At 60.3% G+C, this 17750-nt stretch carries 16 protein-coding genes; 3 read left to right on the plus strand and 13 right to left on the minus strand.

The features are described from left to right. Window positions 1-66: 66 nt before the first annotated feature. The 6 genes from C1719_RS11280 to C1719_RS11305 form a co-directional block, all read right to left on the minus strand. The gene (locus tag C1719_RS11280) at window positions 67-270 is read right to left on the minus strand and encodes a cold-shock protein (RefSeq protein ID WP_102375198.1); all 204 of its coding nucleotides are present in this window, start codon (window positions 268-270) and stop codon (window positions 67-69) included. 298 nt (window positions 271-568) lie between these two features. Beyond that, the gene (locus C1719_RS11285) at window positions 569-985 is read right to left on the minus strand and encodes a hypothetical protein (RefSeq protein WP_102375199.1); all 417 of its coding nucleotides are present in this window, start codon (window positions 983-985) and stop codon (window positions 569-571) included. Between the two features lie 44 nt (window positions 986-1029). Continuing rightward, the gene (ruvB, locus tag C1719_RS11290; RefSeq protein WP_102375200.1) at window positions 1030-2100 is read right to left on the minus strand and encodes a Holliday junction branch migration DNA helicase RuvB; all 1071 of its coding nucleotides are present in this window, start codon (window positions 2098-2100) and stop codon (window positions 1030-1032) included. Window positions 2101-2145: 45 nt separating this feature from the next. Continuing rightward, the gene (ruvA, locus tag C1719_RS11295; RefSeq protein WP_102375201.1) at window positions 2146-2730 is read right to left on the minus strand and encodes a Holliday junction branch migration protein RuvA; all 585 of its coding nucleotides are present in this window, start codon (window positions 2728-2730) and stop codon (window positions 2146-2148) included. Beyond that, on the minus strand, window positions 2727-3218 hold the full coding sequence (gene ruvC, locus C1719_RS11300) for a crossover junction endodeoxyribonuclease RuvC (protein ID WP_102375202.1): 492 nt from the start codon (window positions 3216-3218) through the stop codon (window positions 2727-2729). The genes ruvA and ruvC overlap by 4 nt, the downstream gene beginning before the upstream one ends. Before the next feature lie 262 nt (window positions 3219-3480). Further along, entirely contained in the window at window positions 3481-5082 is a 1602-nt protein-coding gene (locus C1719_RS11305; RefSeq protein WP_102375203.1) for an FAD-dependent oxidoreductase, read from the minus strand. A gap of 255 nt (window positions 5083-5337) precedes the next feature. Between C1719_RS11305 and C1719_RS11310 the strand changes: the two genes are divergently transcribed. Continuing rightward, on the plus strand, window positions 5338-6840 hold the full coding sequence (locus tag C1719_RS11310; RefSeq protein WP_102375204.1) for a helix-turn-helix transcriptional regulator: 1503 nt from the start codon (window positions 5338-5340) through the stop codon (window positions 6838-6840). Between the two features lie 78 nt (window positions 6841-6918). On the opposite strand, the gene C1719_RS11315 is transcribed toward C1719_RS11310, so the two are convergent. The 4 genes from C1719_RS11315 to C1719_RS11330 all read right to left on the minus strand — a co-directional run bounded on the left by C1719_RS11315 (window position 6919) and on the right by C1719_RS11330 (window position 10689). Further along, on the minus strand, window positions 6919-7719 hold the full coding sequence (locus tag C1719_RS11315; RefSeq protein WP_102375205.1) for a YebC/PmpR family DNA-binding transcriptional regulator: 801 nt from the start codon (window positions 7717-7719) through the stop codon (window positions 6919-6921). 139 nt (window positions 7720-7858) lie between these two features. Beyond that, complete coding sequence (locus C1719_RS11320) at window positions 7859-8566, minus strand: HAD family hydrolase (RefSeq protein ID WP_102375206.1); 708 nt, start codon at window positions 8564-8566, stop codon at window positions 7859-7861. Window positions 8567-8752: 186 nt separating this feature from the next. Beyond that, a complete protein-coding gene (locus C1719_RS15760; protein WP_180963572.1) occupies window positions 8753-8929 on the minus strand; it encodes a hypothetical protein in 177 nt (58 codons plus the stop codon). A gap of 344 nt (window positions 8930-9273) precedes the next feature. Then, window positions 9274-10689: a helix-turn-helix transcriptional regulator gene (locus C1719_RS11330; RefSeq protein ID WP_102375208.1), complete on the minus strand. Its 1416-nt coding sequence runs from the start codon at window positions 10687-10689 to the stop codon at window positions 9274-9276. Window positions 10690-10905: 216 nt separating this feature from the next. Between C1719_RS11330 and C1719_RS11335 the strand changes: the two genes are divergently transcribed. Next, a complete protein-coding gene (locus C1719_RS11335; RefSeq protein ID WP_102375209.1) occupies window positions 10906-12678 on the plus strand; it encodes an FAD-dependent oxidoreductase in 1773 nt (590 codons plus the stop codon). Between the two features lie 287 nt (window positions 12679-12965). On the opposite strand, the gene C1719_RS11340 is transcribed toward C1719_RS11335, so the two are convergent. Then, a complete protein-coding gene (locus C1719_RS11340) occupies window positions 12966-14762 on the minus strand; it encodes an FAD-dependent oxidoreductase (protein ID WP_102375210.1) in 1797 nt (598 codons plus the stop codon). A gap of 297 nt (window positions 14763-15059) precedes the next feature. Between C1719_RS11340 and C1719_RS11345 the strand changes: the two genes are divergently transcribed. Next, window positions 15060-15998, plus strand: coding sequence for a LysR family transcriptional regulator (locus C1719_RS11345; protein WP_102375211.1), 939 nt, complete (start codon window positions 15060-15062; stop codon window positions 15996-15998). Window positions 15999-16075: 77 nt separating this feature from the next. On the opposite strand, the gene moaC is transcribed toward C1719_RS11345, so the two are convergent. Together moaC and moaA are read right to left on the minus strand one after the other, a co-directional pair. Then, complete coding sequence (gene moaC / locus C1719_RS11350) at window positions 16076-16576, minus strand: cyclic pyranopterin monophosphate synthase MoaC (RefSeq protein ID WP_102375212.1); 501 nt, start codon at window positions 16574-16576, stop codon at window positions 16076-16078. 71 nt (window positions 16577-16647) lie between these two features. Next, on the minus strand, window positions 16648-17649 hold the full coding sequence (gene moaA, locus C1719_RS11355) for a GTP 3',8-cyclase MoaA (RefSeq protein WP_102375213.1): 1002 nt from the start codon (window positions 17647-17649) through the stop codon (window positions 16648-16650). Window positions 17650-17750: the final 101 nt, after the last annotated feature.

Genomic DNA, 17750 nt, shown 5'->3' on the forward strand with positions numbered 1-17750 from the left:
CTTGCACAAAAAAGCGACCCCGCTTTCGCGGGGCCGCTTCTGGCATATGTAAGACAAACCCGAAAGTTAAGCCTTCGTCACATTGCTCGCCTGGAGCTTGCCATTCTGACCGGTGGTGACGTCGAACTGCACTGCAGCACCTTCGTCGAGGGTCTTGAACCCGTCCATCTTGATCTCAGAGAAATGAACGAAGAGATCTTCGCCATCGTTCTGGGAGATGAACCCATAGCCTTTTTCCGGGTTGAACCACTTAACAGTACCTTCCGCCATTGTTTCCTCTTTCCTCTTCCCCTACCCGGGGAAGGTCACTCTTCGTGCTGCATGGCGGCAACACTTGGCCCCCATTGCTGGGGCTTTGTTCCACTTTACACTAAAGTCGTGCGGTTGCACCCCTCATTTATCGGGATTCGCGTTTTTTTACCGTCCCGTAAGGCTTTGGACGGGCGTTCGTTGACGCAAAGACGGTTTTTCAGGGCCATCGTCTTGCGCTTTCGTCCATCGATCGGATGCCAACCTGCCAAAAACGCCCCGCAGGATTCGGCTCCTTTGCGAAACCGGCCCCATGCTCCTACTTCAAGCCCTTTTGGCTTTCCTCGAAAAACGCATCGAGCTCCTCGGGCGTGATCGCATCCTCGTCGAGCTCGATGCCGCACGATTGCGCGAGCGCGGCAGCCTGTTCTGCACGAAGCTCCGCCTTTTCCGGCTGTCCGGCATCCTTCAAGTATTCGGATTCCAGCAGCAGGCTGCGCGCAATGTACTCGACTACGCGCGGATCGGTTCCGGAAACGGAGAGAATGCTCGTCATCGATTCGGGGGCAAGCGACAAGAACACATCGCCGTCAAGCTCGGTCGCCTCGCCGACGGCCGCCTCGAGCATCCCAGCAGCAGAAGCAGGATCCTGCTCGCCGTTCGCTTTAAGCATGCTGCGCCTGATGGCTTCGGCAAATTGAAGGAAGATGCGCATAAGGTAATCTTGCTGAAACATGGTCTCTCTTTCGGTCGCGGTTGCACGGGATCGCTGGCCGGCGATCAGTTCGTCGGCGGCACGGCGATGCCCAGATGGTCGTACGTTCTTTCGGTTGCCTGCCGCCCTCGGGGCGTGCGGATCATGAGCCCTTGCTGCAAAAGGTACGGCTCGTAGACATCTTCGAGCGTTTCGGGGTCTTCCGAAAGCGCCGACGCAAGCGTGGTGAGCCCCACCGGCCGACCGGCGAACTGGACGGCCAAAAGCTCGAGAATGCGGTTATCCATGATGTCGAGACCAAGGGAATCAACCTCGAAAAAGCTCAACGCCTGCGCCGCCACGTCCTCGTCGATGGTGCCGTCGCCGCGCACTTGCGCCCAGTCGCGCACGCGCTTGAGCAGGCGGTTGGCCAGACGCGGCGTCCCCCTGCTGCGACGGGCGATCTCAAGCGCGCCATCCTGCTCGATGCCGATATCGAGAATCGAAGCGGATCGGCACACGATGGTGGCGAGTTCGTCGGGAGTGTAGTAATCAAGGCGGAACAGCATGCCGAACCGGTCCCGCAAAGGCCCGGTCAAAAGCCCGGTTCGCGTCGTGGCGCCGATAAGGGTGAAACGCGGCAGATCAAGACGGATCGATCGGGCCGCAGGACCCTTCCCCACCACGATGTCGAGCACGAAATCCTCGAGGGCGGGATACAGCACTTCTTCGACCATGCGATTCAGACGATGGATCTCGTCGATGAACAGAACATCTCCCTCTTCGAGGTTGGTGAGGATCGCCGCCAGATCGCCCGTGCGCTCGATGGCCGGACCGCTCGTCGTTCTGATGCTGGCATGGAGCTCGTTTGCGACAACGGTGGCAAGCGTGGTTTTGCCAAGTCCCGGAGGACCCGAGAACAGGATGTGATCGACCGATTCGCCACGCGCCTTAGCGGCCTCGATGAGCACGGAAAGGGAATCTTTCACCTTCTCCTGCCCCGCATAGTCGGCCAAAAGCTTGGGACGGAGGCTGCGATCGAGGGCGAGATCGTCTTCGACGAGGTCGGGAGTGACCGCGCGCGATGCGCTCATGGCCGCATCGGCTTCCGATGCCGAAAAAACCAATCCCTCTATTTCTATTCCTTCGTTAGCCATTTCCGCCCGTTCTTGAATGCCATCCGTATCGACGCGCGATCGGGCCTATTCGCCCAACCGCTTCAGTGCGTATTGTAACAGGACGCCCTCATCCGCTGCCGCAGGAGCGCCCTTGAGCGCAATTTCGATCTCCGCAGTGGTGAACCCCATGGAGAGAAGCGCATCCTGAACGCCCTGCATCGCGCTTCCAGCGGCAGCCGCAGAGCCCGCTGCCTCGCCGAGCAGGTCGGCGTCGAGCGAACCTTTGAGTTCGAGGATGATCCGCGAGGCGGTTTTCTTCCCCACCCCCGGAATCTTCGAAACCAGCGCGACATCCTGAGAGGTGATAGCCGTCACGAGCTGCTGGGGCGAAAATACCGAAAGCGCCGAAAGCGCAACCTTGGGTCCGATGCCCGACACGCTGTTCAAGCGCAGAAACAAGCTCTTCTCTTCCACCGTGAGGAACCCGAACAGCGAAAGCGCGTCCTCGCGCACGTACAGATGGGTGTGCACCTGCACCCGCTCCCCCGTTTCGGGAAGCTTCGCAAGGCTGCCTGCGGCCATGCCGACCGCATACCCGACGCCGGCTACCTCGATATACGCCGTATCCTGTGTTTTCCCGGCAAGGATTCCGTTGAGAAACGCGATCATAGCACTCCTTCGTGCGTCGTATAGCATATTGCGGCCGCCAGCGCATCGGCTGCGTGATCGGGATGGGGAACGGCGTCGAGCGAAAGCAGCTGCTTCACCATGTACTGCACCTGCTCTTTTTCGGCGGAGCCCGTGCCGACGACGGCGAGCTTGATCTGGCGAGGAGTGAACTCGCCGACGGGAAGGCTGCCTGCGGCGCAGGCGACAAGCGCCGCTCCGCGCGCCTGGCTCGTGCCGATACCCGCCGTTACGTTCTCGCCGAACCAAACCGTTTCGATGCCCACGCATTCGGGTTCGAATCGCGCGATCACGGCGCTCATCTGATCGTGGATCTTCTTCAAGCGCTGCGCCAGTTCCATATCCTTCGACGTCGAAACGCACCCGTAGGCAAGGCACGACAGGCGCATGCCCTGCTGGGAGACAATCCCCCAGCCCGTATTGGCCAACCCCGGATCGATTCCGAGAACAACGCGACGCACCGAAGACATGCGGCCCTTTCCGATACCAGCCAGCCGCCGGCCGTGCGGGCAGAATGGCCCGCCGTCCGAAAATCACCTGGCAAATCAACAAACACTTGTTCGAATGATACCACAAACGGCGGCAACGCAAAGCCCTCGAACGCAATCCCCACGATCGGAGCACGGCGACGGCAAACCCTGTGCGCTCTGCGCGACGCCGCAAAAGAAACCGCCCGCGAAAACCCTGGGAAGCAGGTTTCGCGGGCGGCAAGAACAGCGCAGTTCGGCAACCCTACGCTATGCCGAGGGCGCTTTGCACGGCAACGCGGCCGAACACCAAGCACTCGGAGAGGTTGCACGAACCCTGGTAGAGATGGGCCCACAGCGATCCGAATTCTCCCGCCGAATACAGGTTGGGAATCGGCTCGCCTGCGGTGTCGAGGATCTGGGCCTTCGCGTTGCGGCGCGGGCCCCCATCGGTGTTCAGCAACTCGCAACAGCACTTCATCGCATAGAACGGCCCGTTGGCAACAGGGTTCAACGTGGAGGGCGGGCGGTGGAACGAAAGGTCTTTTCCGCCTTCGCAGTAGGAGTTCCACAAATCGACCGTTTCCCTCAGTTCGGATTCGGGCACGTCGATGAGCGCCGCCAGTTCTTCGATCGAGTCGGCCGACACGGCGAACCCGTCGGCTACCGGATCGCCCGAACCGTCGGTGTAGGCGTCCTCCGCATGATCCTGATCGTAGACGAACCACATGACCGAAGGAAGCGGCAGCAAAGGCCACTCTCCGCCGAACTGCTGATGTCCGTGACGGCAGCCGACATCCCCTTCGAGGCTCACGAGCTCGTCAGACTGAGGCCAGCCCGAAACCGCCATATCGTAGTCCATGAAGAATCGGCGGCCGTTTATGCCGACGGTGATGCCGTTTTGCTTGTTGATCTTACGGTATGCGCAGTATTTCTCGCCGTCGAGCGAAACGGCGTTCGTCCAGAAGCCGGCGCACGAGTGCATATGCCACATGTCGGCACCGATCTTCGCGCAGATGCGATGGCCGTCACCGGTGTTGTTGATGCCCGCAACGGGGTGGGCGTGCGGTGCCGACAAGTAGTCCTGACGCATGACGGTATCGTTTTCGAAGCCGCCGCAGCACATGATGACGCCCTTGTTCGCCTTCGCTTTCATCTCTTTGCCGCGGTCGTCGTACACAACGCCGACAACCGCGCCCTCGGCGTCGCAGACAAGATCGGTCAGCGGAGCCTTTGTCTTTTCGGTGATGACGTCGGCATGGGCCTCGACGACCGACAGGGCAAAGTGCGATATGTGGGTGAAGCTCTTGGATTCCTTCTTGTCGAAGCTCATGTAGCGATACGATTCCGAGTTCTCGAGTTCGCCGAACTCGCCTTTCTTCGACCCGTCTTCGTTCGTGAACTTCATATCCGACTCGTCGGCGCCAAGGCCGACAACCCAGTCGCGCAGTTCGGCGCTGCGCTGTGCGAACACTTCGAGGATGTCGTCGGGCGTACCCGTATAATCGCCCCGCAGCTCTTTGAGATAGCTCCCGAATGCTTCGGCGTCATCGGTATAGGTTACGCTGCCCGACGAGAACTGGCTGTTGCCGCCGCCTGCGGGCTGATCGCTCTTTTCGAGGAGAAGGCACGTCGCCCCGTCGCCCTCGGTCGCCACCGTTATGGCGGCAGCCAGGCCGGCAAGGCCCGCACCGACGACGATTACGTCGTATTCCTCATCCCACGCGACCTCCGACGCCTGAGCGCCCGAGCTTTTCTGCGCAGGCTCGGAGCTGCAACCTGCAAGGCCGAGAGCTCCGCCCGCCAAACCGAGCATGCCCAAACCCGTTGCCGCCACAAAGCTGCGCCTCGTAGTTACCTTTTCCATCGGTTCCTCCTTATATCTTGTTCCCTCTGTCGTATCGACGACCTGCACGATAGCCCGCCCGCCTCATGGCAGAAACGTCAAAAAAGGACCAATGCGATTTGTTTTCGCAGCTGAAATGCTTAAAAGAGGACTAGTCTTTTCGGGGTGAGACGACAATGGCCGCACCGCGAAGTTCTTACTGAACCATCCTTGTGCGCACGCGGTTCTTTCCCTACAATTGCTGAACGGGGTGAGCTGACTGGAATAAGGGGTGCCTTGATCGATTCCATCAAACAACGCATTGCATCGTACTTCGAATCGGTGAACGACCAGGCGCCGTTCCTGGGTTATCTCGGCATCGCGTTCTGGTCGGCGTGGATCCTTTCGACAAGCGGCGTCCAGGACTGGATATCGCCTTCATCGGGAACCGAATCGACGTTTTCTGCAGCCTACGTCGAAACGAGGGTGGTGCTCATAGCCGCGCTCATCGCCTGCGGCATCCTCAGCAGCAGCCTTTCGCGGCTTTTCGAAAAGAGATGGTCGATCCCTGCAATCGCCGCGCTGGCGGTTGCAGGAGATGTCTGCCTGGCGGTATCCTGGCTTGTCCCCGAGTCGGGTTCGATGCTGCTGCATGCCGGCTCTCTGCTCGCAGGAGTCGGCGCCGCCGTCCTCTTCATCAAAGCGGGCATCCTGTACAGCGCGCTTTCCCCCTGGAGGGCGATGCTCCTGTTCATGACTTCCCAACTCGTGGCGGCATGCCTGTACCTCATCGTCACCGTTGCACCCACCCCGATATCAACCGTGCTCTTCTGCCTCCTGCCGGCGTTCGGAGCGATCACGTTCGCACTGGTTCCCACGAAGAAGAACCCCGTCGCCCGCCCCAAAACCGCCAAATCGTTCGGCAGAACCTTCGCACGGCTCGTATTCATGATCTTCGCGTTTCGCTTCTGCTCGAACTACATCAAAACGATGCTCGCGACGCTTCAAACCTCAGAAGCGATCGAACTTGGCGTCGTCGGCAATATCCTGCTGAAAATGCTCGTCGCCCTCATCTTCGTCTGCTACGCGTTCAACGCCAGCAAAAAGGTCGACTACGGGCGCGTATGCTATTTCCTGTTCGTCGGCACCACGATCATCCTGGTAGTGCTCCCGCTGTTCGAAGATCACGTTCCGCTGTTTTACGCGCTCAACGGCACCCTCAGCGGCATCACGGGAAACATCGCGTTCTGCATCTTCGCCTACATCTGCTTTCAATCGAAGTCCTCCCCGCTGCGGATATTCGGCTTCGGATACTCCGCCGTACTGCTCGGAAGCTTGCTCGGATACCTTATCGGAGGCGATGTCGGCCCCCTGCTCGCCGAAGAAAACCTGTCCTCCACGCCGTTTCTCGTCGGAGCGTACGCCCTTATCCTGCTCGCCCTGCTCGTCTCGCCCCCGAAGCAGCTCGATAAACTCATGCTGCCGGTTTCGTATGAAGATGCGATCGACCTTGCGAAAAGAAAATCAGAGCCGGCCGATGCGGAGGACCGCTTGATCCTGCGTTCCCAATCGGTATCGCAGCGCTACGGCCTGACAGAACGGGAGCAGGAAGTCCTCGTGCTGCTTGCCCGCGGCCATGGTCGCAGATACGTCGCCGACCATCTTCAGGTATCGCTCAACACCGTGCGATCGCACTCGCGCAACATCTACGCCAAGCTCGGCATCCACTCCCATTCAGAGCTTATGGCGTTGCTCGAATCAGACGAGAGCAGCCCGAGCAACGCATCCCCCACCCGATAGAAACTGCATCAAACGCCCGAAAAAGCAACGGGCGCACCTGTCGGCGCGCCCGCATCGGCTCTCTATTGCAGTATCGTCCTACTCGTCGAGGGCTTCGGCGATCTCGTCGGTGATATCCATCGTGTGGTACACGTTTTGGATATCCTCGAGCTCTTCGAACTTGTCGATGAGCCGCATGACCTTCTTGGCATCGGAGACGCTCACCTCGGTCGGCGTGGCAGCTTCCATGATGAGCTCGGCGCCCTTCGTCTCGATTCCCGCTTCCTCGATGGCCTTTTTGACGGCCATGAGATCGGTGGGGCTCGTGTAGACGATCCATTCCTCGTCGGCGTCTTCGTAATCGTCGCCGCCGGCCTCGGCAACGGCGAGCATGAACTCTTCCTCGTCGGCAGCTGCGCCGTTCGGCTTCACGGGCGCCTTCTTGTCTCCGGTTTCGACCTCTTTCGGAATCATGATCTGGCCTTTGCGCTCGAACTGGAACGCAACCGATCCGGATGTGCCAAGGCTTCCGTTGGCATGGGAAAACGCGCTGCGCACGTCAGCGGCGGTGCGGTTGCGGTTGTCGGTGAGCGCTTCGAGATAAACCGCTACGCCCGCCGGACCGTAGCCCTCGTAGATGACCGTCTCGTAGTTCGCGGCGTCCTTTCCGCTGCCGAACGCCTTGTCGATCGCGGTCTTGATCTTATCTTTAGGAAGCGAATAGCCTTTGGCCTTTTCGATAGCGGCCGCAAGCGACGCGTTGTTGTCAGGGTTCGGGTCGCCACCCTCCTTGGCTGCCACCGTGATGTTACGGGACAGTTTGGAGAACAAAGCCGAACGCTTTGCGTCCTGCGCGGCCTTACGATGCTTCGTGGTTGCCCATTTTGAATGCCCTGACATATGTTTACCCTAACTCTCTGATGCATTTCCAGCGAATTATTGTAGCATACTGGCGGCAATTGCCCATTTCGCTGCGAATGCTCTCCATATATGGATGTCGCCGAAAGCGCCGACGGCACCCGCGGCGGGCGCCGAGGCCTCAGCAGATGCCCGCAAGGGTTTCTTGGCCAACGCGGTCTTTCGCATACCGCCCCGCAACGAACTCGACCAGATCGATATCCTCAAAGCCCCATACGGCCTTGTCGGCAAGGGCGCTCAGCTCGTCGAACGTGCCCGAATCGTCGCGATCGTGAACGCCGATCGTGCGATACCCCGCCCTCAAAAGCGTTTCGAGCGCGTAACGGGCATCCTCGAACACCCACGTGCCCCCCTTCGGCGTGCCGAGAAACGCACGGGCGTAATCGTAGACATCGGGCCGGCGCTTCGATGCTCCCACATCGTCGGTGGAGGCAACTATCGAAAAGCACTCCCTCATCCCCGCATGCCCGAGCCCTATTTCAAGCAGATGCTTCGGACTCGAGGATGCCACGCCCATCTTCACGCCAAGCGAGTGGAGCGCGCGGACGAACTCGAGCGCGCCGCTGCGCGCCTGCACGGCCAAGGCGTAATGGCCGACAACGAGGCCCTGCAGCGCATCGGCCGCCTCGCTCGCGCTCGCACCGATGGAAAAACGCCGATGGAAGAACTCGCCCGCTTCGCCGACGGTCAGCGTGTTGAGCAAAGCAACGTCGTCTCCCGTAAGCTTCGCCCCAGCACGGCTTGCTAGTTCGCGCTCGGCGCCGCGCCACGCACCCATCGTGTCGAGCAACGTTCCGTCGCAGTCGAAGATCACTCCCGATACCTGCATGGATTCTCCTTGCCTTCATGTCGTTCGCCGTTCTGTTCGAAAACCACTGTACGCCGCGGCGATCAGAAGCCCGTCAAGCGCAGGTAAAAATCTCGAAAGATTGCCATCGTCGCAGATGAACCGCTAACACCAGGTTGTGCACGGCGCCTGGAAACGGCAGGAAGGCAGCGCCGAAGCAAACGAAGGCTATCCTGCGAGCGCGAACCGCCCATCGCTCGGCGGTGATACGGTCCCCGACGATTCGATCGCCTCGGCCAGCATTTCGGTAACGGTTGCATCGAGCGAAACGCTCTCGATCACGTACTCGCCCGGCACGCTGTTTTCCATAACGGCGATAGAGTACACCGCGTCGGCTTTGGCCAAATTGCCCCGCACCGTCCCCGCAAGCCCTTCGCGCAGAGCCTACCGGAAGCAGAATCCCCCGGCAACAGCGCATACCAGCACGAAAGCGGCCACGGCAAGTGCAAATGGGCTCCGAGCCCTTGGCTTGCGATGCATCTGTACGCTCGCACCCCACATTCCCATTCAAGGTGATGCGGACATCGAGTCAAACCCGCTGCCGAACGCACGCGCATCAACTGATAATTACGACTGAGTAGATGGTACTTGATCCCTCGCCTCATTAACATGGATAATTATGATGTTTTCCATCATAATTGCCTGAGAACGATCGAAACCCCTCGTCGCAATGCAGACGGAAGAACATTTCAGCTCTGCAGGATCACGTCGATCATGCCCTGCCGATCGTAGACGCCGAGTTTGCGGTATATGCTGCCCACATGATGGCGAGCCGTGCTTTCCGCAATGCAGAGTTCCTTGCATATGAAAGGAACGTTGCGACCGCTCGCCAGCAGGACAAGAACCTCCGCTTCCCGGGCTGTCAGACCGCAGCGTTCGGAAAGCGCCCTGCAGTGATCATCCAGATCACGGTTCTCCCGAATCGCCGGCTGGGGCTGGTAGAACCTCTGCAGTTCTCCCTGGGAAAAAACCAGCGTTCCGACCAAAATCACCAAAATGGCAAGGGCCGCCAGCAGATGCAGCTGGCTCTCGGCGGAAACGACGCCCCGCCCCACCGCAATGTCTACGACCGCAAGCCCCGCGATCGTCGCCAGTCGCAACACGAGGATGGAGCACGAGAAGAACAACGCCACCGACCGCCTCGCCCGAAACGCCAAATCCGCCGAAACGAGCATGATGAGGATGTCGAGGCAGTATCCGCCCACGATGATGAGTCCGTTGCCAAAGTATCCGTATGCGAGGGGAAGGATGGCGAACAGGATCAATCCGACCGAGAGCGCGGGTACGATCGGCCGATACATTGCGATCGGAGCCGCCGCCGAGCGCTCGAAGGCGATGTGGGCGGCAAGGGCTATGAAGCACGCTCCCGCAACAAGCAAATCAGGGCGGCCCTCGGCGACGTGCAAAGACGCCATGTTCGCGTAAAACGACTGGGCGATGCCGTACGCCAGCCCCGCAACCACAACCGCACCCATAGCCTTGACGACAAGGGGCCGGTCAACCGCGAAGTCCGCCGCAGACGGAGCCCTGCGCGTCTCATCGCGCGAAGCGTACAGGATGGCGCACGAGGCAAGGGGCAGCAGGCATACGAGAACCGCCGTTACCATCCAGGGCAAAAGCTGGACTCCGAAAAACAGCACGAACGCGAACGCGTACGAGGAGAACAGGTATTGGCTCACCCGATCGGTCGCCAGCGTCGCCCACAGCTCGCCCCACATAACCAGAAGAAGCGCGTTGCCGAACGCCGCGACCGTCAGAAACACCAGCAGCAAGACCGCAAGGGCGTCATGGCCGGAAAAGCTTCGCATCGCCACGCAGGCCCCTGTCCCAACCGTGCACAGAAGAGCCGCCAGCTTGAACATCGACGCGCGCTCTATAAACGATCCGACCCGAGGGGCGGCGGCCGCCGCAAGCGCGAAACCGACCGAAGTGAACAGCAGCGTCCAAACGCTTGGCCTTACGCCGAGAAACGACAGGTCGGGCGGTACCACGATCGTCGTGCAAAGCACGAGCATCCACCATGCCTGCCAAAATCCAATGCCGAGCAGACGAAACGAAAACGGCGTCCCATCCGTTTCAGGCTGCTTCACAGCGTCTACCTTCATGCGGCTCCCTCCTCACATATCGACACAGCATACTACATGGCCGTCGTTTTGCCCTGTCAAACGCATAGCAGGAAACCTCTCATTTTTGCCCGATTCGCAAAACGGCAGGTTTCATACGCTGCGCATCGGGAATCGGAGAGGTACTTTGACATTGCGGCCTAAGGGAGTCGCAGAAGGCGCTCGACGCGCCTTCGGATCACCGACAAAGGAGGATTCATGCCAGAGAAGAACACGCTGTCGAGACGCTCGTTTCTCGGACTTGGAGCGACGGCGGCTCTTGCTGCGGGCGCAGCAGGGCTCGCTGGATGCGCGCCTGCAGCCACGGGGGCGGCAGGCGAAAAGGGTGCCGAAAACGGCGCAGCTGCAACCCAGTCCGAGGCTATCGGCTTCGGCGGAGGCGGCGGTTCCACCACCATGGGCTACGGGCGAATCGCCAACCCGTCGTTCATGACCGCGCCCGCCCCGCTTTCGGAAAGCGATGCCAAAGAGGTTCTGGAAGCAGACGTCATCGTGTTGGGAGCAGGCAATGCGGGGTGTGCGGCGGCGGCATCGTGCGCAGACCACGACCTATCCGTCATCGTGCTCGAAAAGCTCAGCACCGTACAGGGGCGCGGCGGCGGAATCGGCCTGTGCAACACCAAGTTCACCAAATCCTACGGAGAATCGATCGGACAGGATCTCACCGTCAACATTCCCGAGGCCCAGCATCTCTGGGTTCGCAGCTGCGGCAGCCGCGTGAACGAAGCGCTCGTTTCCCTGTGGTTCAACAAATCGGGCGAAGCCGGCGACTGGCTCATCGACAAAGCCGCCGAATACGGCGTTGAACCCGATTCGTTCCGCGCCTATGCGCCCAAGGCGATCATCCCCGAATCGTTCTCGTACCACCAATTTCACAAAACCGACGCGACGCCCGAGTGGCCCGCCGAATGCAGTTACTTCCAAGCAACCAACGTGCTCTACGTCGATTCGAAGGACGCCGAAAAGCACAGCAAGCCCGCAGAGTACCGCTTCGAAACCACTGCAACCCAGCTTCTTAAAGAGGGAGACAAGGTCGTCGGCGTATTCGCTACCGACAAAGACGACAACGTGCTGCTCTTCAAGGCGAGCAAGGGCGTCATCATAGCCACCGGCGGCATCCACGACGATCCCGAGATGGTCGATTATTACTGCGAGGAAAACGTTCATCACGTACTCGAATGCCAGAACACGCCGGTTGGCTACTCGACGGGCGACGGCATCAAAATGGGCATGTGGGCAGGCGGCACGGTGCAGGACGGACCCTTCCCCCTCATGCTCCATCCGCAGGCGGGCCTGCAGTTCCACGGTGCGTTCATGTTCCTCAACATGGAAGGCGAGCGCTTCATGAACGAAGCAACCTGGGTTCAGGGCAAATCGATGAACGTCATGCACCAGACCGATGATATCGCCTGGTCGATCTTCGACGCCGACTTCGGCGAGCAAAACGTCAAAACGCTCGAGTTCTCCGGCGGCGGAGGCATGTTCTGGGACATCATGGGCGGCGATGTGGGAGCGCCCTTCGTCGCACAGGACTACATCGATTTCGTCAACACGGGTCTCGAAGCCGACGACGGCAAGGTGTTCAAGGCGGATACGCTTGACGAGCTCGCCGAGCTCACGGGCATTCCCGCAGACAAGCTCAAGGAGTCGGTGGCTCGCTACAACGAACTCGTGGCCGCCGGATCAGACGACGACTTCCACAAGCAAAGCGAGTACCTCTTCCCCGTTGAGAAGGCACCCTTCTACGCTGCCAAGGTGGGCGTCGCACTGCTCGCCATCGTCGGCGGACTCAAGATCAACACCGATCTGCAGGTGCTCGACGCGAACAAGCAGCCCATCGAGGGACTGTACGCGATCGGCAACGCATCGGGCGACATCTACGCGGTCGACTACCCCATCAACATGGCCGGCAACTCGAACGGCCGAGCACTCACATGGGGATATCTTGCCGGCGAAATACTCTCGAAGTAGCTATTCGGAAAACAAGGAAATCGGGTCCCGTCGATCCGATTTCCTTCCAGCAGCATCAAACACAGGAAAAGCCGCATTGGGGGAATGCGGCTTTTCCTGTGTTTCAGACCATACCAATTATATGATCATGTCTATTAGTTGACAAGACCCCAATTCAGATTTTTTGCAGAAGAGAGCCGGGCCTTGCGTCGTCGGTTTTGACAGCAGGGGTATCGCCGCGCATGCCGCGGCACCCGGCGGCGCTTCGCGCGCACGCGCGAGAAGCCCTCTTGCGCGAAGATGCCTCTTTACGCTTCGCTCTTCCCGTCTTCGTCGAGGATGCCGCCCGCCACCATGTATCCTCCGACAAAGGCAAGGCCGAGATCGGCGTACATGCCGGTCAGAGGCTTGCCGGAGGGGTTGCCCTCGCCTGCTGATCCCCCAGCTGTATGCCATCCCGCATACAGGCCGGGGATGACCTGCCCGTCGGTGTTGACCACCTGCATCTTCGGCGTAATGCGCAGACCCGTTTTCGAGCCGAACACATGGCCGCCCAGCTTCGCACCGTAGTACGGCGGCTCGTCGATCGCGATCATCCACTCGGGCGGATACTTGTACGACGCCGCATAATCCTCGCCCGCCTCGCACGCTTCGTTCCATCGCCTCACCGCATCGACGAGCACGCCGCCGCGCAACCCGAGCGCCTCCTCAAGCTCCTCGACCGTATCGCATTTCGCAATGGCTCCGGCATCGACCATCTGCTGGAAGCCCGTATGCCAATCGCGCAGCCACTCGGGCACGCGATCGATGTACGGATCGTCGTCTGCAACGATCTTCGCTTTGCGGCAGATGATCTGCCCGAAGAAGTTATCGGTCACCAGCTGATCGAACTTCGAATCGAAGCAGCAATAGGTTTTGCCGCCCGGCTGGTTCATCTCGATCGCAGCCGTATCGCACAGCCCCGCCGAGGAAGGCGCGGCATCGGTGTTGTAGGGATAGCTCGTCGCGGAGGTCGAGATGAAGGGCACCCGCTGACCATCGCGGTTGATGCGCAACCACGGCTGACGCAGCGCCTGGTTTCCGTCCTTGTTTATGTGAGAGTCCATCATGGTGTCGAATTCGTTGTAGTCGCGCCACCATACGCCGCCGTCGAACGCGCCGGTCGAATCGTAGCCCGACAAGTCGGCGCCGACGCCCTGCCCCATCCTGATGCACTCGCCCGTGCCGTTCGGCGGCGTGGCGATGTTCGCGATGCCGTGCAAACACGTCGCCGAATGCTTCGCCATCATGGCGCGGTTCATCTCCATGCCGCCCGCCGTGAGCACGACGGCGCGATCGGCCTTGATGAATTTCTCCTCCTTCTGGTCGGTTACCTTCACGCCGACAACTGCGGATCCATCGAACACGAGCGTATCGACCGTGCAGCTCGTGCGGATCTCGACTCCGGCATCGCGCGCCGTCTGCTCAAGTTCCTGGAACGGAATGAGATTGACGTTGATGCCGTTGGTGGGCGTCGACATGCCCTCCCACTCGAGCAGTCCCGCACCCGCAGGCGAGGGATTCATGGGAACCCACTTTGCGCCCGCCTTCTCGTTCATCCAATCGATGCACTTCGGGCCCTCGGTCGCCATCGCACGCAGAAGATCGGGGTCGCCGGTCATCTGCTGGCAATCCATGAAGAATTCGACGATGTTGTCGACGTCGTAAGGATACGACGGATACGCCCACCCGAGCTCTTCGGCCTGCTTGTGCCCCCCGATGTTCGAGAATACCGACGAGTGCTTCGAGTTGCCGCCCGTCTCTTCGCTGCGTTCGAGCATAAGCACCTGATAACCTGCCTGAGCAAGGCGAATCGAAGCATTCATGCCACCCGCCCCGGAACCGACGACCACGATCTGGGCCTCCTCATCCCACGTTGCGGGCGGCTCCACCGGCTCGATGGGGGAAGCGGCGGCCTCGAACGCCGATGCCTCGGGCGCTACGCCCCCCTCGCCTGCGCCCGCTGTTTTTTCCGCAGCGGGCGCGCAACCGGCAATGCCGGCCAGCGCCCCCGCGCCCCCAAGCAGCGCAGCGCCCTTGAGAAAACTCCTGCGATCAAGCTCCATGACAATCCCCTTCCTCTTCCCTGAACGGCGCCGGCCGTCATCCCGGCGCCAAACTCACCACCAATCGTATCCCCGTTGCCATCGGAGATGCCGGAGGCTCTTTTCCACGCGTGTCGCGATATTTGCCTCCCATGTTCAAAAGTGTCGAAACGATGTAAAATAATTTTTACAACTCCCGTCGCCTCGGGAAGGGGGCAACCGGAGTCGGCGCCCGCCGCTGGAGGTCGAACCCGGCTTCGAAGCCCGCGGTTCGACAGGAAAGGCAGGGGCCGGAATTCATCGTCTGGAAGGGGATCGATGGATACACGTTACGTTCAGGAGTTTCTCGTGTTTGCGGCGGAACTCAACTATTCGAACGCCGCGAAGCGGCTGTTCATCACCCGGCCAACGCTATCCGACCATATACGGGAACTCGAAACGGAGCTCGGATGCGAACTCGTCGGAAAATGCCAGGGTAAAGCCGCGCTCACACCGGCGGGCAGACGGTTCGTGCAAACGGGCGCAAAGCTCGTTGAAACGGTGCAAGGGATAATCGACGAGTACCAAACGCTTGCCGACAACCTGCTCACCGTGACGGTCGCCCAAACCAACCTCCCCTGGCTCGAATCGCTTCTCTACAAGGCGCGCCACGCCGTCCAAGGGCGGCATCCCGAAAAGAGAATCGACATCGTGACGGCCAACGGACCGCACAGCACCATCGATGCGCTGCGCGAACAGGCGAACGACATCGTAGTTGCAGGCTGCAAAAGCTATACGTCGGGCAGCGCGAACCGCGTGATCCCCGAAGGAATGCAGGGGTTCAAGCTTCGCACCGAAGACATCAAGCTGCTCATGACGCAGGATAACCCGCTTTTTTGCAAAGATACGGTTTGCGCTGCCGACCTCGACGGATCGACGATCATGGTACCTCCCGACATCTACCAAGGGTACCTGCGGGACGGCGTAGTCGAGCGATTCGAGGAACACGGCGCGCGCGTGGCGCTGCAAACCATGAGCTTCAGCGATCACTTCGAATACTTCAACTACGATTTTCAGGATCTTTTCGGTATCGTCCCCACAACGCTCATGCCGCGCTTCGGCATCGGAGAGCGCGAGGAGTGCCGCGCGTTCTCGCTCGTCGATCTGCCGTTCAAGACCGATTTCTACGCCGTCTACACCGACGAGTTCGCCTCGTCCGAAAACGGCGCCCTGTTTGTGGACGAAATGAAAAAGCTCGCCTCAGACGAAGCGAGCTGATGCCCGTTTTTCAAAACGCCGCCGAAACAGACGGATCTTTTGGAATGCAGCGCGGAATAGGAAGTCGCCGAAGCCGACTAGCTGCGCTCCCACAAACCCGACTTGCCGCCGTCCTTCTTGAGCAGGCGCACGTCCATGATCTCCATGCCGCGATCGACCGCTTTGCACATGTCGTAGATGGTCAGGCATGCGACGCTCGACGCGGTAAGCGCCTCCATCTCTATTCCGGTCTTGCCGGTCACACCGCAGGTGGCAAGAACGCGAACGCCGACTCTGCCATCCTCGCGCTCCCCTGCGACAACCGGCGCAAGATCGACCTTCGCCTTCGTGATGTTGAGCGGGTGGCACATGGGGATGAGCGACGATGTCTGCTTGGCCGCCATGACCCCCGCCACGCGCGCGCACGCGAGAACATCGCCTTTGGCCGCCTTCCCCTCGACGATGAGATCGAGCGTTTCAGGATTCATGGCAATGAATCCTTCGGCCACGGCGACGCGTTCCGTGTCGGCCTTCTGCGACACATCGACCATGCGCACTTCGCCCTTTTCGTCGATATGGGTCAGATTCTGTTCGGTCATCGTATCCTCATTTCCTTTCGCTTTCCGCGCAATGCGGCAGAGGGTCCTGCCGACCGCCTCCGCATATCGTCCTAACCCCCGATTTGGGACATGCCGCGCTCGGTGCCCACCTTGTCGTGATGATCATCGGGTTTTGCGCCCAACGCCTCGGCGAACACCGCCTTTGCGCCGTCGAAATCGCCGGCTCGAAGAGCGGGCCTTAGATCGAACTCGACATCCGAGAACAAACAGGGGCGCAGCTTGCCGTCGGCAGTCAGACGGAGCCTGTTGCACTCCGAACAGAAATGACGCGAAAGAGGCGAGATGAATCCAACCGTGCCCCGTGCCCCTTCGAATGCATAGTAGCGCGCCGGCCCCCAGCCCTCGGGACGGGATCCCCCCGCCGGAATCAAACCGCCGATTCCCTCGGCCCGCGCCTGCCGATCGATGATCTCGATGAGCTCTTCGGAAGGAACGACGTCCTCTTTGCCCCAGCCGCACCCCGTGCCGCCCGAGCTTTCGCCCACGGGCATGTACTCGATGAACCGCACGTGCAGCTCTCGATCGATCGAGAGCTTCGCAAAGGCGAGGTAATCCTGATTCAGGCTGCGCACAGCGACCGCATTGATTTTCACGGGGTCGAACCCGACGGCGAGCGCCGCCTCGATGCCCGCAAGCGTATCCTCGAGTTTGCCGCGCCGCGTGATCATGGCGAACTGATCGGGGTCGAGCGTGTCGAGCGAGATGTTGACGCGCGAAAGACCCGCCTCCTTCAGCTCGTCCGCCATGCGAGGCAGCAACACGCCGTTGGTGGTCATGGCGATATGCTCGATGCCGGGAGTGTTCTTGATGGATCGGATAAGGTCGACGACGCCTTTGCGCACCAAAGGCTCCCCACCGGTAAGGCGCACGCGCGTGATGCCCATCTGAGCGGCAACGGCGACAGCTTCCTCGATTTCCTCGATACGGAGAATATCCTCGTGGGACATCTGATCGACGCCCTCCTCGGGCATGCAGTATATGCAACGCAGGTTGCACCGATCGGTCAACGAGATGCGCAGGTAATCGATAGTGCGGCCATGTGAGTCTTTCATGCCGGCCTTCCCTTCTCCTCAACAAAGGATATTATAGCGCTCCTCGGAGAAAAGAGCCGCGCCATCGGCAACAAACAGAGGCGAATGTCATAATTCGCCCC

The organism is Raoultibacter massiliensis (genome assembly GCF_900199545.1).
In the GTDB taxonomy this organism is placed as follows: domain Bacteria; phylum Actinomycetota; class Coriobacteriia; order Coriobacteriales; family Eggerthellaceae; genus Raoultibacter; species Raoultibacter massiliensis.